We start from the raw sequence: 24,671 nt of genomic DNA on the forward strand, positions 1-24,671 counted from the left end.
ATATAGAATATTATCATCCCTCCTATGCAGTTTTATGCTGGTATATTGTTATGCGCAAAAGCCAACAGATAGCACAGCCGATAAAATGTTGGTTTATCAATTGGCAAACGGCGGCTGGCCTAAACAACTGGAAGATAAAAGCGTGATAAATTATGGTGCCACTTTAAACGATGATTTATTGTCAAAAATTAAAGCAACCACTATTTTACATGCAACTTTTGATAATAAGGCAACCAGCAGAGAAATTACTTATCTGATTAAAGCATACAACACTACCAAAAATGAAACTTACTTAAAAGCAGCCGAAAAGGGTTTAGATTATGCCTTATCTGCACAAAATAAAAATGGTGGCTGGCCTCAATATTATCCTGACAAGTCGCTTTATCGCTCGCAGATTACTTATAACGATGATGCAATGATTAATATTTTGAATATCCTTCAAGATATTATTACAAAAGCCAATGGTTTTGATGTGGTGAATCAATCTTATATTCCAAAAGCCGAAGCAGCTGTAAAAAACGGAATCGATTGTATTTTAAAAACACAGGTAAAGCAAAACGGCCAATTAACCATTTGGGCTGCACAATACGATAAAGATTCAATGTTGCCTGCAAAAGCAAGAAATTTTGAACCAGCATCTCTGAGCACAGCTGAATCTGTAGGTATTGTTCAGTTCTTAATGCGTTTGCCAAATCCATCACCTGAAATAAAAGCATCTATTTCTTCAGCTGTAAAATGGTTTGAAAAATATAAAATTTCGGGCTATAGATTTGATAGAACTGAAAACTCGACAGGCAAAAACGCGGCGCTGCTAGAAGATGATAAAAGTGTAGTTTGGGCAAGATTTTATGATTTAGAAAAGAATATCCCAATTTTTGGAGACAGAGATAACAGCATAAAATTAAAGCTCGAAGATTTATTGCCAGAACGCAGAAATGGTTACGCATGGTATGGCAACTTCGCTCAAAAATTATTAGAAAAAGAATATCCAAAATGGTTAACAACCAACGGAATAAAATAATATAAACTCGTCATAAACGGCAAAAAAGAAAACAATGATTTTAAACAAAGAAAATTTAAAAAACATAAACGCAGAAAACGTTAATATCCCTGCGGCAGAACTTTTAGAATTGCCCGAAAGAGTTATTCAGTTTGGCACAGGTGTTTTACTTCGTGGCTTACCAGATTATTTTATCGATAAGGCAAATCGCAATGGTATATTTAACGGTCGCGTTTTGGTTGTAAAATCGACTGCCAAAGGCGGTGCTGATGCTTTTTCTAAACAAGATAATCTATACACGCTTTGTGTTAAAGGAATCGAAGATGGAAAAAATGTAGAGGAAAATACCATCAATTCTTCAATAAGCAGAGTTTTATCTGCTTCGCAGGATTGGGCAGAAATTTTAAAAGCTGCACAAAATGCGGAGTTACAAATTGTAATTTCAAATACAACTGAAGTTGGCATTGTAGCTAGTGAAGATAAAATTACAGATACACCTCCACAATCTTTTCCGGGTAAATTACTGGCCTTTTTACACGAGAGGTTTCAAACCTTTAACGGATCTGTTGAAAGCGGAATGGTTATCGTGCCAACAGAATTAATTAGCGATAATGCAGATAAGCTTAAAGACATTTTATTGAATTTAGCTATTCATAACAAACTTAGCTGGGATTTTCAGCAATGGTTAAAAACTGCTAACCATTTCTGTAAAACTCTGGTAGATAGAATTGTACCCGGAAAACTGCCTGCCGAAGCTCAGGCATCTATCGAGAAACAATTAGGTTATAGCGATGAACTGATGATTATGGCGGAGCCTTTCCGTTTATGGGCAATTGAATCATCAAATGAAAAGGTTAAAGAAATTTTATCTTTCGCAAAGGCGGATAAAGGAATTTTCATTGTTCCGTCAATCAATAAATTTAAAGAACTTAAGCTTCGCTTATTAAACGGCACGCATACTTTCAGCTGTGGATTAGCCATCCTTTCGGGCTTTAATACAGTTAAAGAAGCAATGGCTGATGAAGTTTTCGCCAGCTATGTATCTACCCTAATGCAAAATGAAATTGCACAATCTTTGGAGAACGACGACATTACTTATACTGATGCCGTTGACTTTGCTAAAAGTGTAATCGATAGGTTTAGCAACCCATTTTTAGAACATAAATGGCAAGCCATTACGCTAAATTTTACATCGAAGATGCAAATGCGGAATATGCCATTAATCAGAAAACATTATAGTCAGAAAAACGAAGTGCCACCATTTATGGCGGTTGGTTTGGCAGCGTACATCATTTTCATGAACACTAAAAAAGATGGCGAAACATTTACAGCGAATGTAAACGATAAGAATTTTGCTATTGATGACGAGTTTGCACAAATATTATATGAATACTGGAAAAATCCTGAAACTGCAATCGACAACATTTTAGGCGATAGACGTTTGTGGGATAAAAATTTAAACAATTACCCAGGCTTTAATGCGGCAATTAAAAACTACGTTAAGTTATTACAAAATAAGGGTGCAAAGGAAACTTTGAGTAATTTGCATTCAGAAAGAACACTTTAAAAATGGTAACAAGAATTTTAAAAATTCATCCGAATGATAATGTATTAGTGGCTTTGCAAAATCTTGCAAAAGGAGAAACCATTATACATGATGGCCACGAATATGTTTTACAGGATGATATTCAGGCAAAGCATAAATTTTTTATGCAGGATATGAATGAAGGCGATCACATCATAATGTATGGCGTATTGGTTGGGAAGGCACAGCATTTTATTTTAAAAGGCGGCTTGATGGATACCGAGAACACTAAACATGCTTCCGACCCTTATGAATTTAGACCATATCATTATGAGTGGCAAGCACCTGATGTTTCTAAATTCGAAGGCAGAACTTTTAACGGTTACATACGCAATGACGGTAGAGTTGGCACAGCAAATTACTGGCTGTTTATTCCAACCGTATTTTGCGAAAACCGTAACCTGGATGTGATAAGAGAAGCATTACATAACGAATTAGGTTACGCAGTTACCGACAAATATAAAACCTATACTCAACACCTTGTAGAAGCCTATAAAAATGGAGAGAATTTGAGTGAAGCAGATAGTAATTCTATTGCACAGGCCAATCATGTTTCAAACCGAATTTTTAAAAACGTTGATGGAATTAAATTTCTAAATCATCAGGGTGGATGCGGCGGTACTCGTCAGGATGCGGCAGTTTTAAGCAAACTTTTAGCAGCTTATGCCGATCATCCAAATGTTGCCGGAGTAACCGTATTAAGCTTAGGATGCCAAAATTTGCAGGTTCAGGATTTTGTTAACGATTTAAAATTACGTAGCCCTAATTTCGATAAACCACTATTCATTTTTGAGCAGCAACAATCGCAAAGCGAAGAACAGCTGGTTAAAGAGGCTATTCGTAAAACCTTTATTGGCTTAACCGAAATCAATAAATTCGAGCGTCAGCCGGCACCTTTAAATAAATTGGTATTAGGCGTAAAATGTGGTGGAAGCGATGGCTTTAGCGGCATCAGCGCAAATCCTGCAGTAGGTTACACCTCTGATTTACTGGTTGCACTTGGCGGTACAGTTTTATTGGCTGAATTCCCTGAATTATGCGGTGCAGAGCAGCAACTCATTGATAGAACAAAAGATGAAACTGCGGCTCGTAAGTTTATCCAGTTAATGACCAACTATAACCAGGCAGCTGAAAATGTTGGCTCAGGATTTTTTATGAATCCATCGCCAGGAAATATTAAAGATGGGCTTATTACAGACGCGATAAAAAGTACCGGAGCGGCAAAAAAAGGCGGTACATCGCCAGTTGAAGATGTTTTAGATTACACCGAACCGGCAACAAAACCCGGCTTAAACCTGGTTTGCACACCTGGAAACGATGTTGAAGCCACAACCGGTAAAGCGGCATCTGGTGCAACGTTGATTTTATTTACAACAGGTTTAGGTACACCAACTGGCAATCCGGTTTGCCCAACAATTAAAGTTTCTACTAATAATGCACTTACTAAAAGAATGAGTGATATTATTGACATTAACTGCGGACCAGTTATAGAAGGTGAAAAAACCATCGAGCAAATGGGTGAAGATATTTTAGAATATTGCATTAAGGCTGCTAGTGGCGAAGTAATTCCTAAAGCTGTTTTACTAAATCAAGATGATTTTATCCCTTGGAAAAGAGGCGTTAGCTTATAATTCAGATATCTGAATAGACAAAATAAATAATTAATTTAAAAATAATAGATTTTAGCAATAAGCATGTGCTTTGCAATATCTGAAACATATTTTAGCATGAAACCTTTTTTAGATGATAATTTTCTTTTAGAAACCAAAACCGCAGAAACGTTATTTCATGAGTATTCTAAGGCTTTACCTATTATAGATTATCATAACCATTTGATTCCTGAACAAATAGCCAATGATGTTCAGTTTGAAAACATAAGTCAGGTTTGGCTTGCCGGAGACCATTACAAATGGAGGGCTATGCGTGCGAATGGAGTTGATGAAAAGTTTATCACAGGAAATGCTTCTGATTTTGAGAAATTTGAGAAATGGGCAGAAACCGTTCCTTACACGCTAAGAAATCCATTATACCATTGGACTCACTTAGAGCTTCAGCGCTACTTCGGGATAAGTGAATTATTAACCGGTAAAACAGCTAGAAAAATTTTCGATGAATGCTCGGCGAAGCTACAAACTCCAGAATATTCAGTGCGTGGTTTACTTGCTAAAATGAATGTTGAAGCCGTTTGTACAACGGATGATCCTTTGGATAGCTTAAACTTTCATCAACAACTGGCTAATGAAGGCGCTAAACTTAAAATGTTACCTGCATTTCGCCCGGATAAGGCAATGAATAGCGATGATGTTTCAGGCTTGAATGAATATATTGATAAGCTGGAAAAAGTTGTAGACAACAGCATTAGCACTTTCCAGAATTATATCGGTGCTTTAAAAAGCCGCCATGATTATTTTAGCGAGAATGGCTGCTCAGTTTCTGACCATGGTTTAGAGCAGATATATGCGGAAGATTACACAGAAGCAGAAATTTCTTCAATATTTGATAAAATCAGAAATAAGCTAAACATTTCATATGAGGAAAATCTAAAATTCAAATCAGCTATGCTGGTTCATTTTGCAGAATGGGACCATGAAAAAGGTTGGGTTCAACAATATCATTTAGGCGCTTTAAGAAATAATAATGCCCGAATGTTAAGCAAACTCGGGCCAGATACAGGGTGGGATTCTATTGGTGATTTTAGTCAGGCGAGAATGCTTTCTAAGTTTTTAAATAGATTAGATACACAGGATAAATTGGCTAAAACCATTATCTATAATTTAAACCCTGCAGATAATGAACTGATTGCCACAATGATTGGAAATTTCAACGATGGCTCAGTAGCTGGCAAAGTTCAATTTGGTTCTGCATGGTGGTTTTTAGATCAGAAAGATGGTATGATTAAACAACTTAATGCCCTATCAAACATGGGCCTTTTAAGTCGCTTGGTGGGCATGTTAACAGATTCAAGAAGTTTCCTTTCTTTTCCACGCCACGAGTATTTTAGAAGAATTGTATGTAACCTTTTTGGAACAGATGTAGAGAACGGAGAGTTACCGAACGACATTGAGTGGATTGGCAAGATAGTTAAGGATATTTCGTATTTTAACGCGAAAAATTATTTTAAATTTTAACCAAAACGAAGCTTTTATCAGGAAAACCCTTAGAATCAAATCGTTTCAATCGTTTTCCTAAAATTTATATTTCAGCTATCAAAATAGCGTAAACACGCCGATTAATCAAAAAAATGAGCAACCCGATATCATCTTCATTAAGAAAAGGAGAAAAAGTTTTAAGCTTTGGCGAATTGCTTTTACGCATCTGCCCTGATATGGATGGACAATGGCTTAAAGAAAATAAGCTCCCTTTTTACATTGGGGGTGCAGAGCTAAATGTTGCTACTGCCCTAGCTTTATGGAATGTTCCATCTGCTTATTTATCGGCTGTGCCTAAAAATTCGGTTACTGATGAGATTATTGATTATTTAAACCATAAAAATATTGATACCAAACCCATGGTTTACCATGGCGAAAGGTTGGGTTTATATTATCTACCAAAGGGAAAAGACTTAAAAAATGCAGGCGTAATTTATGATAGAGCAAATTCTGCTTATGCAACTTTAATGCCCGGACAGATAAATTGGGATGAAGTTTTTGATGGTGTAACCTGGTTTCATTTCAGTGCAATTTGCCCGGCAATAGATCAAAATATTGCCGATGTTTGTCTTGAAGCCTTAAAAGCTGCTCAATCAAAAAACATTACCATTTCTCTTGATTTGAACTACCGTTCTAAACTTTGGAAATATGGTAAAGAACCTATTGAAATTTTACCAGAACTTGCCAAATATTGCACCTTGATTATGGGTAACGTATGGGCTGCAAACAAAATGTTGGGCACTAACCTGCATGATGATTTAAAACCATCCGAAGGTTATGCAAAAGAAACGCTACTACAACAGGCAATTGAAACTTCTAAAGAGATAATAAAAGATTTTCCGGCATGTAAAGCGGTTGCAAATACTTTCCGTTTTGATAATGGAAAAGGAATTAGATATTATACCGCAATTTATACTGAAAATGAATTAACAGTTTCGGCTGAATACGTTTCTGAAGAAATTTTAGATAAAGTTGGTAGCGGAGATTGTTTTATGGGCGGCTTGATTTATGGTTTTTACAACAACCGCAGTGTACAAGAAACATTAGATTTTGCAACGGCTGCTGCCTACGATAAATTATACATTCCGAGCGATGCAACAACCAGCACCGTAATCGACATAGAAAAAAGAATTATACGAAATGATAAGCAACAAGCATAAAATTTTAGATGCCATTTTAGAGCAAGGCATGTTACCACTTTTTTATCAGGATAGTGAAGCTGGAAGCGTAGAAATTTTGCGCACACTTTACAAAGCTGGTGTTCGTGTTTTTGAATATACAAATCGTGGTAAATCGGCTTTGCCAAATTTTAAAAAGCTAAAAGAAATTCGCGATGCAGAAATGCCAGATTTATATTTGGGTATTGGAACCATAAAAACGCCGGCAGATGCAAATGCGTTTATCGAAGCCGGAACAGATTTTATTGTTGCGCCAATTGTTAATCCTGCAGTTGCAGAAATTGCAAATAAAATTGGTATGCTTTGGATTCCGGGTTGTATGACGCCAACCGAAATCAGCATTGCACAGGAACATAAAGCCATGTTAATTAAAATTTTCCCGGCTAACATTCTAGGTCCGGAATTTATTTCATCGATAAAAGATTTATTTGCCGGACAACTTTTTATGCCAACAGGTGGTGTAGAAATCAATTTAGAAAACCTTAAAACATGGTTTAAATCTGGTGTTTGCGCTGTTGGAATGGGCAGCAAATTAATTAGTAAAGAGGTGATGAGTAAAGGTCTTTACGATGATTTATTCGAAAACACAAAATTAGCGCTTGATTTGATTAAAGAAAGCAAATAAATAACACAAACCTAACCAAAATGAACCAAGCAGTTAAAGGAAATTACAGATGGACGATTTGTGCGCTATTGTTTGTAGCAACAACCATTAATTATTTAGATAGACAAGTTCTTTCGCTTACCTGGAAAGATTATTTCGTTCCTGAATTTCACTGGACAGATAGCGATTACGGCACAATTACCGCACTTTTCTCTCTTTTTTATGCAATTTCGATGTTAATAGCAGGCCGTTTTGTAGATTGGATGGACACCAAAAAAGGGTTCTTGTGGGCAATCGGCATTTGGTCTGTAGGTGCTTGTATTCATGCTTTTTGCGGTATTGCAACTTCTGGTTTAATTACCGGCGATTGGGCTTTAAGTTTCTCAGGCGCTAAAGAATCCCTTTCAACCGTTGGCAATACAAGTTTAATTTTATCTACAAGTTTATCATTATTTATTTTCGCACGTTTTGTACTTGCATTGGGCGAAGCAGGTAATTTCCCTGCTGCAATAAAAGCCACAGCCGAATATTTCCCTAAAAAAGACAGGGCATTTTCTACAAGTATATTTAATGCAGGGGCAACTGTTGGTGCATTAGCGGCACCTGTTACCATTCCATACATAGCAGAAGCTTATGGTTGGGAAATGTCTTTCCTAATTATCGGTGCATTAGGTTTTATCTGGATGTTTTTTTGGATTCTACTTTACGGCAAACCTGAAACGCATCCACGTGTAAGTAAAGAAGAGTTAGCCTACATACAGCAAGACATCGTGGTAACCGAACAACTTTCTGAAACGGTTACAGCGGCATCACCAGTAAAAAAATTATCATTTACCGATTGCCTTAAATTTAAACAAACCTGGGCTTTTGCTTTTGGTAAATTTATGACAGATGGAGTTTGGTGGTTTTATCTGTTCTGGTCGCCAGCTTACTTAAAAGATATTTATAAAATGAATGGTACCGAAAGTGCATTTCCGTTATTCATTTTGTATGTTATTACCTTGTTATCTATTGTTGGTGGTTGGTTACCATCGTATTTTGTAAGCAAGAAAAATATGAATCCTTATGATGGAAGAATGAAAGCCATGCTAATTTTTGCATTTTTCCCTTTACTTGCTTTGCTTGCGCAGCCATTAGGTGGCTATACTTTTTGGTTACCGGTTATAATAATTGGTATTGCCGGTGCGGCACATCAGGCTTGGTCTGCAAATATTTTTTCAACCGTAGGTGATATGTTCCCTAAACAAGCCATTGCAACAGTAACCGGAATTGGTGGCATGGCCGGAGGTTTAGGCTCGTTTTTTATAAACAAAGGCTCTGGAGTACTGTTTACTTTTGCGGGCGATACTCAAATGACTTTTATGGGTTTTCAAGGCAAAGAAGCTGGCTATTTCATTGTATTTTCTTTTTGCGCCATTGCCTACCTTATTGGCTGGATAGTAATGAAAACCTTGGTACCAACTTATAAAATTGTCGAAGTAAAATAAATTTATTTTCCATGCGCCTTTAAAAAAGGCACATGGAAAAACATATAAAAGCACTAAACAACAAATCTATACTTAAACTATAGATTTACCGAATTATAAACCTAACAATAAACCAACTTGAGCACAAACTTAAACCTCGAAAGCATTTTCGTTGATGAAAGCCAGATTCCGGAAGAATTTAGGCTTCACGAAGAAATAGAGCAGAAAGAGTTTCTCTCTAATGGAGAAATGAAAACCTGGAATGGTCCATTCAATGATGTTTTTTCGCCGGTGTGTGTAAAAACGCCCGAAGGCTTAAAACGTAAACGGATCGGCAGCTTTCCGGTTTGCACTGAAAAAGAATCAACAGAAGCACTTGATGCCGCAGTTGCTGCTTATGATAATGGCCGTGGACAATGGCCAACCATGAGTGTTGCGGATAGAATTAGTTGCGTAGAAAACTTTACACATAAAATGATTGAGCAAAAGCAAATTGTTGCGAAGTTAATTATGTGGGAAATCGGTAAATCTTATGCAGATTCTATCAAGGAATTTGACCGTACCGTTGAGTATATTTATGCAACTATTGATGCCTTAAAAGATATCGACCGTCAATCCTCTCGTTTTGAACAAGAACAAGGTATTATTGCTCAGGTTCGTCGTTCGCCATTGGGCGTTGTATTGTGTATGGGGCCGTTTAATTATCCATTGAATGAAACTTTCACTACCTTAATTCCGGCTTTGATAATGGGCAATACGCTACTTTTTAAACCACCTAAGCATGGTACCTTATTGCATTATCCATTATTAGAGGCTTTCCGTTCGAGTTTTCCAAAAGGTGTTGTAAATACCATTTATGGAAGAGGAAATACGATTGTGCCCGGATTAATGAAATCTGGTAAGGTAAATGTATTAACCTTAATTGGTTCGAGTAAGGTTGCGAATGAGTTGAAAAAACTGCATCCAAAAGTGAATCGGTTAAGAGCAATTTTAGGACTCGACGCAAAAAATGCTGCAATTATCACTAAAGATGCAGATTTGGATTTAGCCGTTTCTGAAACTGTTTTAGGTTCATTATCATTTAATGGACAGCGTTGTACGGCGATTAAAATTGTGTACGTACACCGCAGCCTTGCACAAGAATTTTTAAAGCGTTTATCAGCAGAAGTAGAAAAATTAAAATTTGGAATGCCTTGGGAAAAAGGAGTTGCATTAACACCGCTTCCTGAGTTGAATAAGCCAGAATATTTAAAAGATTGCATTGATGATGCAGTATCTCATGGCGCAAAAGTGGTTAATAAAAACGGCGGACAAACCTTGGAGACTTTTGTGTATCCGGCAATTGTATATCCGGTTAACAGCAACATGAAATTGTATCGTGAAGAACAATTTGGCCCGGTAATTCCGGTTGTTCCATTTGATGATTTGGAAGAACCAATCGAGTATTTAATTGGCTCACCACATGGTCAACAAGTTAGTATTTTTAGTAATAACGCGGCTGTAATCTCTTCACTTATCGATCCATTGGTAAATCAGGTAAGCAGGGTTAATGTAAATTGCCAGTGCCAACGTGGTCCGGATGTTTTTCCATTTACCGGAAGAAAAGACAGTGCCGAAGGAACGCTTTCAGTTGTTGATGCTTTACGCTCGTTTTCAATTCGTTCGTTAGTTGCAACCAAATTAACAGATAATAATAAGAAACTGTTAAATGAAATTGTAAGCGGAGATGATTCTAACTTCTTAAGTACGAAGTATATTTTTTAAAATATATAGTCCAATCGTCATTGTGAGGCACGAAGCAATCTTTACCAATAGATTGCTTCGTGCCTCGCAATGACGATTTTTTTAAAGTAACTTATTCACCAAATTTAATTTCAGTTCTTGAATCCCTTCCACTACTAAACCTGCAATTTGCCGGGCACCTTCAGGACTTAAATGCGTATCATCTTTCTTGCCTGCCGGATAATTCACATGCCCGGAATCGACATAGTTAAAAAGTTTAATTGATGGTTTGTCACCTAATCTATTCAATAAACTTTCAGTTTTAACCAACATATCAATAAGTGGAACTTTTAAAGAATCTGCAACTGCTCTGGTCGCTTTTGGATAATCGCCATGCGTATCCATCAATTTACTATCTTTAAAACTTCTTCTCGATATCGGTGTTAACAAAATCGGTATAGCGTTTTTATTCCTTGTTTCTAAAACATATTTGCAAAGGTTGGCTTTAAATTCACTAATTGATGTGCCTGTACCTGGCTTGTCAATCTTTTCATCATTATGGCCAAATTCTATAAACACATAATCGCCAGGTTGTAGTTTTTCGGTAATTGGTTGCCATTGTTTTTCATTTAAAAAAGATTTTGTACTTCGTCCATTTAGCGCTCTGTTATCAATAACTACAGATTTTTTAAAAAACGATTGAAGCTCCATTCCCCAACCTGTTTCCGGATAAGCCTTTGCTTGTTTGTTTGCAGCTGTCGAATCGCCAATTATGTAAATTGTGATTTGTTTTTTAATTGCGAAAGACATCAATAGTATTGAGCAAACCACACCAATGCTAAAAATTATTGTTGATTTATTTTTTAGGATTCCAGCCATCATAACCATACAAAATATTTGAAACAGTATATTTCTTTGCCTTATTTTTACTCAATTGCTTAGCCCAAATTACGCGTTGCGACGTTACCGAGCCTTCGCCAACATTTTTGAACTCTCCATAAAAAACTGTTTTTTCCTTATCAGGAAACATGGCATCACCTTTCCATGGATTCCAGCCATCTGCCGAAATATGTTTTCCTAAATCACAGAACAGAAAAACTGTTTTAGCATAAGGCCGCCATGGCCTGCCCAAATAAGCCTTGTTTACATCTGCTTCTGCAATTAACTTACAATGCAAAAATACAAAGCCAAATGTTTGGGCTTTTGATGTTGATGCAGCAGTGATAAAGGAATTTGTTAAATTCTTAATCGTACAGTCTTCAAATACAACTGTTGCCGAGCCAAAAATAAAATCGGTTGTGCCTTCTATAAAACAGCTAGCATAATATTGCCTACTATTATCTGTGGCCAAATAAAGTGTATCCTGATTCCCTAAAAAACTACAATTTAGCGCTGAAAATCTATCTCCTTCAACATGTAAAGCAACCGCCTGGCCAACTCTACCTGCGGTATTGGCAATTGTTAAATTTTTAAAAGTAACATCATTCGCTTTTACCTGTACAGTATAAGAAGTGAATGTAGAAAACTTAGCATTACCAAACTCATCCCTACCAGATGGAACCAGTTTACCTGAATAATCGTTATTGGTAATAATTGTGTTTGCTCTGCTTTCTCCAATTAATAAAATTTTTGTTTTCCATGATGGAATAATAATCTTTTCGTTGTAAGTTCCGTTTTTTACAAAAATTTCAACTTCTTGCGCTCCTAAATCACGTATTGAATTTATGGCTTCCTGTATGGTTTTATAATTGCCAGTTCCGCTTTTATCAACAGTAATTTTTGAAGGATAAGTTTTATTCTGTGCGGATAAATCTCTTCCAGCAACGAGTAAAAGAAATAAGATGATAACCTTTGAGTAAATAAATTTCATTTTATTAGAATTGATTAGCAAAGCGATTAGATTAATTCGTCATAAAAAAAGGGCTAATAAAAATAGCCCTTTTTAAATTAATTGTTTGGTTTAAATTTTTTAATAACCGTATAACTGTCCGCCCAACTTCGGATTAGCATCAATTACAGATTGCGGCAGTGGTAATAATTCGCTTTTATTTGGTGTAAACGCAATTGCGTAATAGGCAAGTAATGTGCTATTAATTGTTGTTGGATTAATCCATGCCACATTTGCCGAACCAGTAGGCGCCGTTGGAGATGGCGAGTAAAATGAATTGAGCCATACCACAGTTGCCTGGTTTGGTGTGTAATACATGGTTGCAGGTAAGTTTGCGTAAGGAGCAGACCTGGCAGCCATAAGCGCTAAGTTTGTTTTTGTTTCAGCGATTTTTGATGCAAGCATATTCCATCTAATTAAATCATATTTACGAATACCTTCACCGCCAAATTCAAACTGACGCTCTTTAACAATCGCATTGAAGAAACTATTATAATCTGAAGGCGTAGTTCCGATTAGTGATGCTGTACCACCAAATCCACGCACTCTCACTTGCTCAAAAGCAGCTTTTGCAGCAGCAGTTGGCCCAGCGCTTAATTCATTATCTGCTTCAGCAAACATTAAAAGCACATCAGAGAAACGAATAATTGGCCAGTTAACACCAAAATACTGAGATGCGCTTGTTAAAACAGATGGCGTTTGCCAGTCTCTTCTAAACTTTCCATCAAGCATGGTAACCAAAGAACGGGGACGTAAAGTTAATTCCAGGTTATTATCGTATGGCGCACAGGTAACATCTCTGCGTCTATCGTTTGCATCAAAAGCATAAAAATAAGTTGGTAAAATGGTTAAGGCTGCGTTTCCAAGTGCTGTTGTACCAGGCGTGGCAACTGTAAATTGGCGAGGGCCGTTGTAATAACCTAGTTTACTATCGCCCACACCCGAGCTTCCTCCGGTCATACCAACTTCCCAAAGTATTTCTCCATTTGCCTCAAAACGGTGTGCATTTAGGGCATCTTTAAATACAGATTGAAAACTTGCATTTAATTTATGGTCGGCCCTAGCCATAATTATTGTACATTCATCTTTAGCAATCTGATAAAATGTTTTGTAATCGGCATTACGCTTCATGGTTCTGTCACTTCTTAAAGAATATCCACCTCTAAATAAAGCATAACGGGCACGTAGCGCTCTAATTGCACCCTGACTTAATCTATCGCTTGTTACAGAAGATTCTGTACGCCAGGGAACTAAAGGAGCAGCAACAGCTAAGTCTTTAATAATACGGTTGTAAATGGTATCTCTATCTGTTCTACCATTGTATGGGTCAGAAACATTTATTGATGAGGTAAACTGAGCCGGAACATCACCCCAATTTCTAATAATTTCGAAATAAAACTGTGCCCTCAAAGCCAATGCTTCGCCATACAGTCTTTTGAGTTCTTTTTGATCTGCTGCACTACCATTTGTATAAGCATCCATTTTTGGAATATTATCTATACAAATGTTTGCACGTTCTATACCTGTATATAATTGATTGAAGGGTCCTGCCAACTGTGTATTAGCGGGTTGAACGTTAAAGTGGGCAATATCTCTACGTTCATTATCTGGATAAGGTGTTCCACCCTGACCCATCATTTCATCATTATCGTATGGATAATACATACTTAATCGTATGCCGTAGCCTTGGTCGCCACCAAGCGCTGAATAAGCACCCAAAACAGCCTTTTGTGCATTTGTTACGTTACTGAAAACGTAATCGTTACCGAAAGATGAAATTGGTTCTACTTCTAAAAATTTTTTACAAGAAGAAACGGTGAAAAGTGTTGTGGTGATAAAAATTCCACCTATAATTAATTTTAAATTAGTTTTCATTTTGCTCAGTTTAAAGCGTAAAGTTTATACCAAAAATAAATGCTCTGCTGCGAGGATATGCAGAATAATCTACACCAGGGGTTGTTCCATTAGCACGGCGAGTATTTACTTCCGGATCGTAACCAGAATAATTTGTAAATACAGCAAGGTTATTAACAGTTGCATAAAAACGCATTCTGTTTATTTTGATTCGTTTTAAAAGCTCGCTTGGCATAGTATAGCCCAAGGTTATGTTGTTAATTCTCAAAAAAGAGCCATCTTCAACTGCGTAAGAATTTACAAAGAAAGAACTGTTACTGGTTAGCGGGCTCCAAAGCGTAGCATTTGCATTAAGCGCAGCCAATTCCGTAGGGTCGGTTACCACCACACCCTGGTCGTTTACATTTCTCCATCTACCATTCATGGTGGCTAAAAGATTACTATTTGGGGTATAACCACTTGTAAACTCTAGCTTGTTTGCATTTAAAATATCGTTACCAACCTGGAAATTTACAAATACGTTTAAATCCCAGTTTTTGTAAGTAAAGGATTGATTAAAACCACCTGTAAATTTTGGATTTGCATCTCCAATAGTGGTTCTATCATTCGTAATATCAACAATTCCATCACCATTTAAATCTTTAAATTTGATTACACCCGGTTTTGGCGTTAATGAGGTTACACTCGAGTTATTTGGTACACCTGTTTTTAATGTATAAACACCATTTGCGTAGTTAAAATCTTCAATTTTATAAAAACCATCATTCACTAAGCCATACATTTTACCAACGGCCTGCCCTACTGCAACCTGGTAATCTGCCGGAACATTTGTTCCAGCCCAACCAGAATTTATTAAGAAAGCTTTTTGGTATTCACCCAAACTCTCCACTCTGTTTTTGTTGAAGGAAATGTTAAAATTAGTTGCCCAAGAGAAGTTTTTAGTTTGTATTGGTGTTCCGTTGATTTGAAACTCTATACCCTTATTACTTGTAGAGCCGATGTTTTGAAGTTGAAAAGCATAACCGCTTGTTGATGGAAATGGATTATTTACTAAAAGACCTCTGGTTTTATTGCTGTAAACATCAAGTGAAAATTGTAACCTGTTGTTTAAAAAACCTGCATCTAAACCAATATTTCTAGAGATTGTAGTTTCCCATTTCAGATTAGGATTTGAAAGTTCTGGTGCAACCAGTGCCGTTACCAAAGTATTGTTTATATCGTAAAAAGCTGTAGGCCTGAATTGAGTTGTATATAAGAAATCGGCAATGCGGTTATTCCCTGCCTCTCCATAACTTACTCTCAACTTCAAATCATTCATACGGATGGAAGTTTTAAAGCTTTCCATAAATTTCTCATCCGAAATTCTCCAGGCAATTGAACCTGACGGGAAATAACCCCACTTATTGCCTTCAGCAAATTTCGAAGAACCATCTGCCCTCATACTTAAGGTTAAAAGGTATTTTTTATCGAATGAATAATTTAACCTGCTAAACACGGAAAACAATCTTGCGGTTAAATCGCTTGATGTAGCTGCACCAGCCGGCGTTGTACCTAAAGCCATGTTTGATAAGGCTCGCTCGGCAGTTATCCCGATAGGAAATAACCTGTTTTCTGTAAAGTAAGCTTGCACTTTATCTTGATAAAGCTCCTGACCGATTAGGGCATCGATGCTATGGCGTTTACTAAATTCGCTTTTAGAACCTGAGTTTGTGTAAGAAATTACGTTTGAGTTGTTAATCGTTTGTCTGTTAGATGTTCCGATAGAAGCAATTGGCTGAGATGAGCCAACCAGTCTTGATTCGTTTGTGATGATATCGTTAAATATATTAGTACGACTGTTGCTAAAATCAACACCCAATGTACTTTTAAAAGATATACCCTTATAAATTGTGTAATTAAAATAACCGTTAAAGTTGGTTACGTTCGTAAATACCTTTTTGTATTCTGCATCATTCAATAATAATGGATTTACCAAAGAAAGGCTATTTCCATTTGTTTCACTGGCATAATCAGGATCATAAGCATAAACATCCTGACCTTTAACCAATAATGGCCTGTATTTAACCGCTTGGCGTAATCTGTTAAGCGATGAAGAACCCTCGCTACTTGTGCCTGCACCATTAACAACGGTGTTATTGTATCTTACATTAAAACCAACTTTAAGCTTGTTATTAAACTTATGGTCGAATTTAAAATTGATAAGCTTTCTATCGAAATTTGAAGCAAGCATTACACCGTCTTCAGTATTTGAAGTTACACTTAAATTAAACGTAGATTTTGCATCACCACCTGTTACACCAACATTGTGCGTTTGCATTAATGCATTTCTGCCAAATAATTCTTCTTGCCAATCTACAAATGGCGAACTTTTAAAACTCTCTAAATCGCCAAAAGTTCCATAATAACCTGCGTATAAACTTTCACTGGTTGCGTTTCCGCGACTTGCCTCGTACTGATACTTAACAAAATCATAAGGATTCATTACTTCAAGCTTATTTGCTAATTGTCTGATACCCACCAAACCGTTATAAGTAATGGTAGTCTTCATCTCTCTGCCGCCTTTTGTTGTGATTAAAACCACACCATTGGCACCACGGGAACCATAAATTGCTGTCGCAGATGCATCTTTTAAAACATCTATACTTTCAATATCTTGAGGTGATAAAACAGATAAAGCATTTTCTACCTGAATACCATCAACCACATATAGCGGTGTATTATCTTGCGTAATCGAACCGCCACCACGCACCCTTATTTGTGCGCTTGCATTTGGCGTTCCTTCTGAAACTGTAATCTGCACACCTGCCAAACGACCAGCAATTGATTCTGCCAGAGAATTATTAGGAATATCTTTTAATTGTTTTGCCCCTACTGATGAAACTGAACCGGTTAAATCTCGGCGATTAACCGTTGCATAGCCGATGGCCACAACTTCATCTAATTCTGTAGCGTTTGATTCCAGACTGATTTTTAAATTCGTTTGGCTACCAACCGTAACTTCTTTGCTTTTATAACCAATATAATTAAAAACCAACGTAGCTCCGGTATTTACGGCTATAGAAAACCGCCCGTTGTTATCGGTTTGTGTACCGGTTTTGGTTCCTTTAATTAAAACGCTTACGCCTGGGATGGTTTCACCTCCTGCTTCGGTTACTGTGCCCGAAACCGTTTTGGTTTGCCCAAGCGCAGTGCTGAAATAAAAAGCGAATACACTAAAAAAGAGTAAAATTCTGCTCATAACTGTTAATTGTTTGATATTTGGTTTTTTTAGAATGTGCAACTGCTTGCTTATAGAATATTATTTTTAGTTGTAGAAATATTCTTAGTTAATATTTGGTTGTATGGTGTAACAATTTTACAAACTAAAAATGGCTTGAAACCAGTTTTAGCCAAAAAAGTGTGCAATCGTTCCCAAAAACGTAGTTTTAACGTTTATAAAAAATAGACTTGAAATGCCTAAAAGAGATATTTTTTGTAACTTGTGAGCAAGTATAAGAGATGAGATTTGAAACTTCAACTATAAAAGATATTGCCAAAGCTTTAGGATTATCTACTTCTACAGTTTCAAGAGCTTTGAGAGATCGCTACGAAATTAGCGAAGAAACCAAAAAAGTAGTTTTAGCATACGCCGAGAAAGTAAATTACCGTGCCAACCCAATTGCCAGAAGCTTAAAAGAAAGAAGGAGTTATTCAATAGGCATTATTGTAAGTGAAATTGCCAATAACTTTTTTTCTCAGGTGATAAATGGAATGGAATCCATCGCTTACGCAAGGGATTATCATGTTATAATAGCACAAAGCCACGAATCCTCCAAACAGGAAAAACTTAACGTAGAGCATCTGGCATCGCGTTCCATTGATGGTTTGCTTATAGCCTTATCATCAGAAACCCAAGATATCAGTTACCTTAAAGATTTATATCAAAAAGGATTGCCCATTGTGTTTTTTGATAGAGTACCTGATAATTTTGAAACACACAAAGTGATTGCAAATAATTTCAAAGGCTCTTTTGATGCAACGGAACATTTGATTTTATCTGGCAAAAGAACAATAGCACACTTAACCAATTCTGAAACCCTATCCATTACAAAAGAACGTTTGGCTGGTTACAAAGCTGCTCTCGCCAAATATCACATCAATTTTAATCCAGAACTGGTAAAATATTGCCAGCATGGAGGCATGCATAGTGCCGAGTTAGAAGATGCAGTAAAAGAACTTTTGCCCTTTAAACCTGATGGTATTTTTATTTCGAGCGATAGGTTAACCACTGGTTGTATTATGGCTTTAAAGAAAAGCAGCCCTGAAGTTGCACATAAAATCGCGATAGCGGGCTTTACAAACTCAAGTCTGGTCGATTTATTTAGTCCTTCCTTAACTTCGGTTAAACAACCAGCCTTTGAAATGGGGCAAGTTGCCACAGAATTGCTTATCTCAATGATTGAAGCAAAAAGACCAATTACGGAATTTGAAACTAAAGTATTGGATACAGAGCTTGTAAGGATGCAGAAAAACGTTGGCAATCCATTTCTATAGACTTCATTTACAAAAGCACAATTAATTATTTAAAGCCTAAATCTCTTTTACTTACCTTTGCGCCATGGTAGAAATCATTTTAAAAAGGGGAAAAGAGAAGGCAGCAATTCAAAGGCATCCATGGATATTTTCGGGTGCTTTGGAAAAAGTAAAGGGTAAACCAGAAAATGGAGAAGTTGTAAAAGTTATTGCTTTTGATGATGAATTTTTAGGCTATGGCTACTACAACAGCAATTCTCGTGTGGCTGTTCGCCTTTTGGAATGGGATGAAAACCAAACAATAGATACAAAATGGTATGAAAACCGTTTAAAACAAGCTATCGCTTCACGCCAGTTTATTTTAAATGATGAAACAAATACATGCCGCTTAGTATTTAGCGAAGCTGATTTTTTGCCCGGCCTCATCGTAGATAAATACGCAGATTTTCTTTCCTTGCAGATATTAAGCTCGGGTATGGAAAGCGTTAAAAATGATATCGTTGAAATTTTAAAAGCAGAACTTAATCCGAAAGGAATTTTTGATAAAAGTGATGCCACAGCCCGCGGACATGAAGGTTTAGCCATTGAAAATGGTTTGCTTTGGGGAGAAAATCCACCTGAATTTTTAGAAGTAAAAGAGAATGGAATTGCTTACCATATCAATATTGCAGAAGGACAAAAATCGGGCTTTTACTGCGACCAGCGAGATAACAGAAGCATTTTGGCAAGTTATACAAATGGCAAGAAAGTATTAGATTGCTTTAGTTACAGTGGTGGTTTTACTTTAAATAGCCTTGCTAAAAACGCCAAAAGCGTTACCAGTGTTGATAGTTCTGCTTTAGCCATCGAAACCTTAAAACAAAATATTACCTTAAATAATTTTGATGCGGAGAAGGTTACAACTATACAATCTGACGTTAATAAACAATTGAGAGCCTTTAAAGATAGCGGAGAACTTTTTGATGTTATTGTTTTAGACCCACCAAAATATGCGCCTTCTCGTTCGGCGATGGATAGAGCGGCAAGGGCTTATAAAGATTTAAATCGTTTAGGCATGTTGCTTTTAGAAAAAGGTGGTTTACTGGCTACTTTTTCTTGCTCAGGAGCGATTGATATAGAAACCTTTAAACAAATTATTGCCTGGGCAGCGCTTGATGCCGGCAAAGAAGTTCAAATCATTAAACAATTTTGCCAGCCTGAAGATCATCCGGTTCGTATTTCTTTCTCTGAAGGAGAATATTTAAAGGGATTATTGCTCAGGGTTTTGTAAGAAAAAATACCACGCAAACACAGAACACAAGGAAAAAAATTCCGTGTTAATCCGGGTTTCCGTGGCAAATTAAATCTTTAAATCTTTTGTGAACTTTCAAGTTTTTCATATTCACCTTTCCAGGCATAAAAACCAAAAATCATTAGCCCCAGGCTAATTGGGAAAAATATAAAAAGTATAATTCCCCACTGCAACATGGTGTTTGTTCTTTCGATATCGCTATGCGCTAAGCCTACTTTATCAATTGCCTGAATAAATAAAAAAGTCATCGCAACCGGACCTAAAACCATCCAAATTAAACCTAAAAATTTCTTTAACCTATTCATAAAAAATATTTTCTAATCGTTAATGTTTTCGTCTGCTTTGTTCGATAAATAAATTGTACCGATTATTAAACTTAAGGTTGCAATCCCGATAGGATACCACAGACCAGAAAGTGGATTTGAGCCTGCAAAACTGGCAATTAATGTTGCAATAAATGGAACCAAACCACCAAACACCCCATTACCAATGTGGTATGGAAGCGACATGGAAGTGTAGCGTATTTTAGTTGGGAAAAGTTCGACCAAAAAGGCGGCTATTGGACCGTAAACCATGGTAACCAGCAATATTTGAAAGAAAATCAATCCTACAAATTTCCAGAAAACAGGCGTTGGTAATACTTTATCTTTAACCAATTCTTTTGCTGGCAAAATTCCTTTGGTAACAGAGATGGTATCGGTTTGAACTCTTGTAAACTGCATACCATTTGCAAGTTTTACTCTGGTTTCCACTATACTTAAACTATCTCCAGAAGCTGAAAGAGGTGTAATTTTGCTATCGCTCGCAGTACTAGAAAGCACGGGGCTGTTAGCATAATTCTCAACACTCGTATCATTTAAAAACGTTTGGTAAATCGGTCGGTAAAAAATAATACCGAGTAACATTCCGCTCAGCATAATCCATTTCCGACCTACTTTATCGCTCCATGCTCCAAAAATCACAAAGAAAGGTGTTGCAAAGGCTATTCCCCAAAGCAAAATATATCTCGAATCGTTAAAATCTAATTTACAGGTATTTTCTAAAAATGATTGAGCGTAAAATTGTCCGGTGTACCAGATAACGCCCTGCCCCATGGTAGCCCCAAATAATGCCAGCAAAACCATTTTAAAGTTTGCCTTATTGTTAAAGCTTTCTTTTAGCGGATTTTTAGAAACCTTGCCTTCTGATTTAAGTTTAGAAAACATTGGCGATTCATGCATTTTCAGCCTGATGTAGATTGAAACAACCACTAACAAAATAGAAAGTAAAAAAGGAATGCGCCAACCCCAATCGCCAAAAACATCAGCGCCTAAAATATTTTTGGTAATTACGATTACGCCAAGCGATAAAAATAAGCCCAATGTAGCGGTTGTTTGAATCCAGCTGGTAAAAAAGCCCCGCCTATTTTTTGGCGCATGCTCTGCTACGTAAGTTGCTGCTCCACCATATTCACCACCCAAAGCCAAGCCTTGAATAAGTCTTAAAATTAAAACCAAAATCGGGGCAGCATAACCAATGGTTTTGTATGAAGGAATTAATCCGATTAGAAAGGTAGAACCGCCCATTAAAATCAGCGTGAGCAGAAAAGTATATTTCCTGCCAATTAAATCGCCTAATCTGCCAAATACCAAAGCGCCAAAAGGACGAACAATAAAACCCGCAGCAAAAATTGCAAGCGTATTAATTAGCGCAGAAGCCCCGGCATCTTCAGGAAAAAGTTGATGCCCGATAATTACAGCCAGACTACCGAAAATATAGAAATCGTACCACTCAATTAATGTACCCAAAGATGAGGCACCAATAACTTTAAAAATGTTATTCTTCGGAAGTTCTTCACTCATAAATATGATGTTTGGTTTTCTAAGATAATGATTTGAAGTTCAAAACAATATAATGTGCTTTAGCTTGATTTAAATTGTTACAATTAAAACATTTCAGCTTTACTTTTGTATTTTGATACGAAAAAATAAATTTATGCTTTTAGTACAAAACATTAGGTTAACCAGAATATTAAGAAATACCTGGCAAGTTGATTTAATCATGATTGCATCTTGCAGCGTGGCTTACTTGGTTAGGGAGTACCTGATTGCGCATCATTTTGAAATCCCATCGATAATACCAACCGTTTTAGGAACAGCGATTGCCTTTTTTATTGGTTTTAACAATAATCAAGCTTACGATAGATGGTGGGAAGCCAGAAAAGTTTGGGGCGCATTGGTTAACGATTCTCGCTCTTTTGCCAGAAATTTAATTAATTATGCTGAAGACGATCAGGTTATTGTAAAAAGAATGGTTTACAGGCACATAGCATTTCTTTATGCATTGAAGGCTAACCTGAGGGATACAGTAGATGAAATTTATATTAAATATTTGGATGAAGCCGACATCACCGAGATGGCAAAACACAAGAATACCCACAATGCGCTTCTAAATATTCAATCCAGAGATTTACAAAAATTATCAAAAGCTAATGCAATTGATGGTTTCAGATTTATAGAAATTAACGAAATGCTTGTACGTTTTTCTGACTCGATGGGTATGAGCGAACGTATTAAAAATACCATTTTCCCAACTACTTATAACTATTTAACAAAGGTTTTTATCTGGTTATTTGTTATGACCTTTACACTTGTTATCAGTCAATCGGCAGGTGTATATTCTATATTTTTAGGCTGGATGATTGGTTTCGTTTTTGTATCAACCCAAATTAATGGTATGAGCCTGGTTAACCCATTCGAAAATAATTCGGCTGGTGTTCCTTTAAATTCTATAACCAGAACCATCGAAATTAATTTACTGCAAATGCTGGAAGAAGAAGAAATTCCTGAACCAATAAAACCAATTAACGAGGAATATATTCTTTAATTTTTGTGATTTAATCGCTTTGCGATAAACACAAATAACATGGAGAGTAGCCAGAAAACAATCATTATAATAAAAGTATTTAATAATGCCTTCGGGTAACCCAACTCTACTACATTGATAAAGGGATACGGATATTCGTTAATTACGGAACCGCGGATAATAGTCATTACCACATAGCATAATGGGTAAATTAACCAGTTAAAAGTTTGTTGATATTTCAGCGCCGATTTTTCCACAAAAAACACCCATAAGCCTAAAAACAATAATGGGTTTATTACATGCAAAAGTTCATCAGCTACTATATGCCAACCTTTCAATTGCACTAATCCACGAAGTGCAACATTATAAATTAGCCCGACAACTAATATGTAAATGGTAATTGCGGTTATGGTTGAAGATTTTGAAAAAAATTTGCCTAAACTTTTACCATGAAATAATACTATTGATGTTAAACATATACCACACAATATATTTGTAAGTACCGTAAAATAAGATAGGAAAAGAGCTAACGTAAAAATGACATTGCCATTTTTAAGCATTAAACTTAAGTTAAATTGCAAACAGAGTGCAAACCAAATAACTATTGCGGCGATTAAGGCATAAATCTTTCCTGAGTGAGATTTCATAAAATTGAGCGGGTGATTTATAAATATTAAGGCAAAAAAAATGCCTACTCTAAACAAGGTAAGCATTTTTTTTAGCTTAAAACTAGCCTTATTCTTTAGGAATATTACGAAGCTTAACTGGTTTTTTATTCTTTGTATTTTTCTTCATCTTTAAATTTAACATCTCTACTAAAACAGAAAATGCCATTGCAAAATATACATATCCTTTCGGGATGTGTTGGTCTAAACCCTCAGCCAATAAGGAAACGCCAATTAGCAATAAGAAGGATAATGCAAGCATTTTTACCGTTGGGTGATTGTTAACAAATTCACTAATTGCTCCAGCCGAAAACATCATGATAATTACGGCAATTACTACGGCGGCAATCATAATCTCGATATGATCTGCCATTCCAACAGCTGTAATTACGGAGTCGAGGGAGAAAACAATATCCAATATTAAGATTTGAACAATGGTAGCCCAAAAAGAATGCTTTTTAATATTGCCTTCATCATCTTCTTCACCTTCTAATTTGTTATGAATTTCATGTGTGCTTTTGTAAATCAGAAACAAACCACCAATAATCAAAATTAAATCCCGCCCTGAAATCGCTAATTTCTCAAACCATTCTCCGGATGTAATGCCTATCCAACTTCCAATATTAAATAATGGCGAAGTTAAAGTCATTATCCAGCTTAAAGAAAGTAGCAATAATACTCGGGTAATCATTGCTAAACCTAAACCAAGCTGCCTTGCTTTTTTCTGTTGATTTGCTGGCAATTTGCCCGATAAGATAGAAATGAATACGATGTTATCTATCCCTAAAACGATTTCGAGAACAGTTAAGGTTAGTAATGAAATCCACGCTTCGGGCGTGCTTAAAAAGTCCATATTTTTATTAATCTGATAGCACGAAGATATTAAAAAGACTTATGCTTTTAGGCATTCAGA

19 protein-coding genes are annotated in these 24,671 nt (G+C 36.4%); 11 read left to right on the top strand and 8 right to left on the bottom strand.

Translation table 11 applies throughout. The annotated features are described in order from the left end of the window. The first annotated feature begins 34 nt into the window (after window positions 1–34). The 8 genes from pelA to LUA86_RS10575 all read left to right on the top strand — a co-directional run bounded on the left by pelA (window position 35) and on the right by LUA86_RS10575 (window position 10,746). Entirely contained in the window at window positions 35–1,021 is a 987-nt protein-coding gene (gene pelA / locus LUA86_RS10540) for a pectate lyase (RefSeq protein ID WP_231460587.1), read from the top strand. 34 nt (window positions 1,022–1,055) lie between these two features. After that, window positions 1,056–2,567 (top strand): tagaturonate reductase, encoded by a 1,512-nt coding sequence (locus tag LUA86_RS10545; RefSeq protein ID WP_231460588.1) that lies wholly within the window; start codon window positions 1,056–1,058, stop codon window positions 2,565–2,567. A 2-nt stretch (window positions 2,568–2,569) separates the two neighbouring features. Beyond that, on the top strand, window positions 2,570–4,216 hold the full coding sequence (locus LUA86_RS10550; protein ID WP_231460589.1) for a UxaA family hydrolase: 1,647 nt from the start codon (window positions 2,570–2,572) through the stop codon (window positions 4,214–4,216). Window positions 4,217–4,312: 96 nt separating this feature from the next. Continuing rightward, the gene (uxaC, locus tag LUA86_RS10555; protein ID WP_231460590.1) at window positions 4,313–5,713 is read left to right on the top strand and encodes a glucuronate isomerase; all 1,401 of its coding nucleotides are present in this window, start codon (window positions 4,313–4,315) and stop codon (window positions 5,711–5,713) included. 113 nt (window positions 5,714–5,826) lie between these two features. Next, the gene (locus LUA86_RS10560; RefSeq protein ID WP_231460591.1) at window positions 5,827–6,894 is read left to right on the top strand and encodes a sugar kinase; all 1,068 of its coding nucleotides are present in this window, start codon (window positions 5,827–5,829) and stop codon (window positions 6,892–6,894) included. Further along, a complete protein-coding gene (locus LUA86_RS10565) occupies window positions 6,875–7,537 on the top strand; it encodes a bifunctional 4-hydroxy-2-oxoglutarate aldolase/2-dehydro-3-deoxy-phosphogluconate aldolase (protein ID WP_231460592.1) in 663 nt (220 codons plus the stop codon). The genes LUA86_RS10560 and LUA86_RS10565 overlap by 20 nt, the downstream gene beginning before the upstream one ends. A gap of 20 nt (window positions 7,538–7,557) precedes the next feature. Next, window positions 7,558–9,003: an MFS transporter gene (locus tag LUA86_RS10570; protein WP_231460593.1), complete on the top strand. Its 1,446-nt coding sequence runs from the start codon at window positions 7,558–7,560 to the stop codon at window positions 9,001–9,003. Window positions 9,004–9,120: 117 nt separating this feature from the next. After that, window positions 9,121–10,746 (top strand): NADP-dependent glyceraldehyde-3-phosphate dehydrogenase, encoded by a 1,626-nt coding sequence (locus LUA86_RS10575; RefSeq protein WP_231460594.1) that lies wholly within the window; start codon window positions 9,121–9,123, stop codon window positions 10,744–10,746. Window positions 10,747–10,827: 81 nt separating this feature from the next. Here LUA86_RS10575 and LUA86_RS10580 read toward each other — a convergent pair whose 3' ends face one another. The 4 genes from LUA86_RS10580 to LUA86_RS10595 form a co-directional block, all read right to left on the bottom strand. Beyond that, window positions 10,828–11,586, bottom strand: coding sequence for a rhamnogalacturonan acetylesterase (locus LUA86_RS10580; protein WP_231460595.1), 759 nt, complete (start codon window positions 11,584–11,586; stop codon window positions 10,828–10,830). After that, window positions 11,561–12,574 carry a pectinesterase family protein gene (locus tag LUA86_RS10585; RefSeq protein WP_231460596.1) on the bottom strand — a complete coding sequence of 338 codons (1,014 nt, stop codon included), beginning with the start codon at window positions 12,572–12,574 and terminating at the stop codon, window positions 11,561–11,563. Before LUA86_RS10585 ends, LUA86_RS10580 begins: the two co-directional genes overlap by 26 nt. 99 nt (window positions 12,575–12,673) lie before the next feature. Then, window positions 12,674–14,467, bottom strand: coding sequence for a RagB/SusD family nutrient uptake outer membrane protein (locus tag LUA86_RS10590; RefSeq protein ID WP_231460597.1), 1,794 nt, complete (start codon window positions 14,465–14,467; stop codon window positions 12,674–12,676). A 10-nt stretch (window positions 14,468–14,477) separates the two neighbouring features. Then, complete coding sequence (locus LUA86_RS10595; protein WP_231460598.1) at window positions 14,478–17,684, bottom strand: TonB-dependent receptor; 3,207 nt, start codon at window positions 17,682–17,684, stop codon at window positions 14,478–14,480. A 260-nt stretch (window positions 17,685–17,944) separates the two neighbouring features. Here LUA86_RS10595 and LUA86_RS10600 point away from each other — a divergent pair, with 260 nt between their 5' ends. Both LUA86_RS10600 and LUA86_RS10605 read left to right on the top strand, forming a co-directional pair. After that, complete coding sequence (locus LUA86_RS10600) at window positions 17,945–18,979, top strand: LacI family DNA-binding transcriptional regulator (protein WP_231460599.1); 1,035 nt, start codon at window positions 17,945–17,947, stop codon at window positions 18,977–18,979. A gap of 64 nt (window positions 18,980–19,043) precedes the next feature. Continuing rightward, window positions 19,044–20,228, top strand: coding sequence for a class I SAM-dependent rRNA methyltransferase (locus tag LUA86_RS10605; protein ID WP_231460600.1), 1,185 nt, complete (start codon window positions 19,044–19,046; stop codon window positions 20,226–20,228). A 77-nt stretch (window positions 20,229–20,305) separates the two neighbouring features. Here the strand turns inward: LUA86_RS10605 and LUA86_RS10610 are convergent, their stop codons facing one another. Together LUA86_RS10610 and LUA86_RS10615 are read right to left on the bottom strand one after the other, a co-directional pair. Continuing rightward, complete coding sequence (locus LUA86_RS10610; protein ID WP_231460601.1) at window positions 20,306–20,554, bottom strand: DUF6814 family protein; 249 nt, start codon at window positions 20,552–20,554, stop codon at window positions 20,306–20,308. Between the two features lie 12 nt (window positions 20,555–20,566). Continuing rightward, window positions 20,567–22,090 (bottom strand): MFS transporter, encoded by a 1,524-nt coding sequence (locus LUA86_RS10615; protein ID WP_231460602.1) that lies wholly within the window; start codon window positions 22,088–22,090, stop codon window positions 20,567–20,569. Window positions 22,091–22,223: 133 nt separating this feature from the next. On the opposite strand from LUA86_RS10615, the gene LUA86_RS10620 reads away from it, so the two are divergent. Beyond that, complete coding sequence (locus LUA86_RS10620; protein ID WP_231460603.1) at window positions 22,224–23,114, top strand: bestrophin family protein; 891 nt, start codon at window positions 22,224–22,226, stop codon at window positions 23,112–23,114. Here LUA86_RS10620 and LUA86_RS10625 read toward each other — a convergent pair. Together LUA86_RS10625 and LUA86_RS10630 are read right to left on the bottom strand one after the other, a co-directional pair. After that, window positions 23,111–23,740, bottom strand: a complete 630-nt coding sequence (locus LUA86_RS10625; RefSeq protein WP_231460604.1) for a Pr6Pr family membrane protein — start codon at window positions 23,738–23,740, stop codon at window positions 23,111–23,113. The genes LUA86_RS10620 and LUA86_RS10625 overlap by 4 nt on opposite strands. Before the next feature lie 88 nt (window positions 23,741–23,828). After that, a complete protein-coding gene (locus tag LUA86_RS10630) occupies window positions 23,829–24,611 on the bottom strand; it encodes a TerC family protein (RefSeq protein WP_231460605.1) in 783 nt (260 codons plus the stop codon). Between the last annotated feature and the right edge of the window lie 60 nt (window positions 24,612–24,671).

The sequence above is a fragment of the Pedobacter sp. Leaf132 genome, from assembly GCF_920984695.1.
Taxonomy (GTDB): domain Bacteria; phylum Bacteroidota; class Bacteroidia; order Sphingobacteriales; family Sphingobacteriaceae; genus Pedobacter.

What these genes read in the sequence shown, in the direction of transcription:
- LUA86_RS10605 (WP_231460600.1), top strand. Translation starts at nt 19,044, where the DNA reads ATGGTAGAAATCATTTTAAAAAGGGGAAAAGAGAAGGCAGCAATTCAA.
- LUA86_RS10560 (WP_231460591.1), top strand. Translation starts at nt 5,827, where the DNA reads ATGAGCAACCCGATATCATCTTCATTAAGAAAAGGAGAAAAAGTTTTA.
- LUA86_RS10610 (WP_231460601.1), bottom strand. Translation starts at nt 20,554, where the DNA reads ATGAATAGGTTAAAGAAATTTTTAGGTTTAATTTGGATGGTTTTAGGT.
- pelA (WP_231460587.1), top strand. Translation starts at nt 35, where the DNA reads ATGCTGGTATATTGTTATGCGCAAAAGCCAACAGATAGCACAGCCGAT.
- LUA86_RS10625 (WP_231460604.1), bottom strand. Translation starts at nt 23,740, where the DNA reads ATGAAATCTCACTCAGGAAAGATTTATGCCTTAATCGCCGCAATAGTT.
- uxaC (WP_231460590.1), top strand. Translation starts at nt 4,313, where the DNA reads ATGAAACCTTTTTTAGATGATAATTTTCTTTTAGAAACCAAAACCGCA.
- LUA86_RS10545 (WP_231460588.1), top strand. Translation starts at nt 1,056, where the DNA reads ATGATTTTAAACAAAGAAAATTTAAAAAACATAAACGCAGAAAACGTT.
- LUA86_RS10620 (WP_231460603.1), top strand. Translation starts at nt 22,224, where the DNA reads ATGCTTTTAGTACAAAACATTAGGTTAACCAGAATATTAAGAAATACC.
- LUA86_RS10615 (WP_231460602.1), bottom strand. Translation starts at nt 22,090, where the DNA reads ATGAGTGAAGAACTTCCGAAGAATAACATTTTTAAAGTTATTGGTGCC.
- LUA86_RS10580 (WP_231460595.1), bottom strand. Translation starts at nt 11,586, where the DNA reads ATGATGGCTGGAATCCTAAAAAATAAATCAACAATAATTTTTAGCATT.
- LUA86_RS10585 (WP_231460596.1), bottom strand. Translation starts at nt 12,574, where the DNA reads ATGAAATTTATTTACTCAAAGGTTATCATCTTATTTCTTTTACTCGTT.
- LUA86_RS10630 (WP_231460605.1), bottom strand. Translation starts at nt 24,611, where the DNA reads ATGGACTTTTTAAGCACGCCCGAAGCGTGGATTTCATTACTAACCTTA.
- LUA86_RS10570 (WP_231460593.1), top strand. Translation starts at nt 7,558, where the DNA reads ATGAACCAAGCAGTTAAAGGAAATTACAGATGGACGATTTGTGCGCTA.
- LUA86_RS10550 (WP_231460589.1), top strand. Translation starts at nt 2,570, where the DNA reads ATGGTAACAAGAATTTTAAAAATTCATCCGAATGATAATGTATTAGTG.
- LUA86_RS10595 (WP_231460598.1), bottom strand. Translation starts at nt 17,684, where the DNA reads ATGAGCAGAATTTTACTCTTTTTTAGTGTATTCGCTTTTTATTTCAGC.
- LUA86_RS10565 (WP_231460592.1), top strand. Translation starts at nt 6,875, where the DNA reads ATGATAAGCAACAAGCATAAAATTTTAGATGCCATTTTAGAGCAAGGC.
- LUA86_RS10600 (WP_231460599.1), top strand. Translation starts at nt 17,945, where the DNA reads ATGAGATTTGAAACTTCAACTATAAAAGATATTGCCAAAGCTTTAGGA.
- LUA86_RS10590 (WP_231460597.1), bottom strand. Translation starts at nt 14,467, where the DNA reads ATGAAAACTAATTTAAAATTAATTATAGGTGGAATTTTTATCACCACA.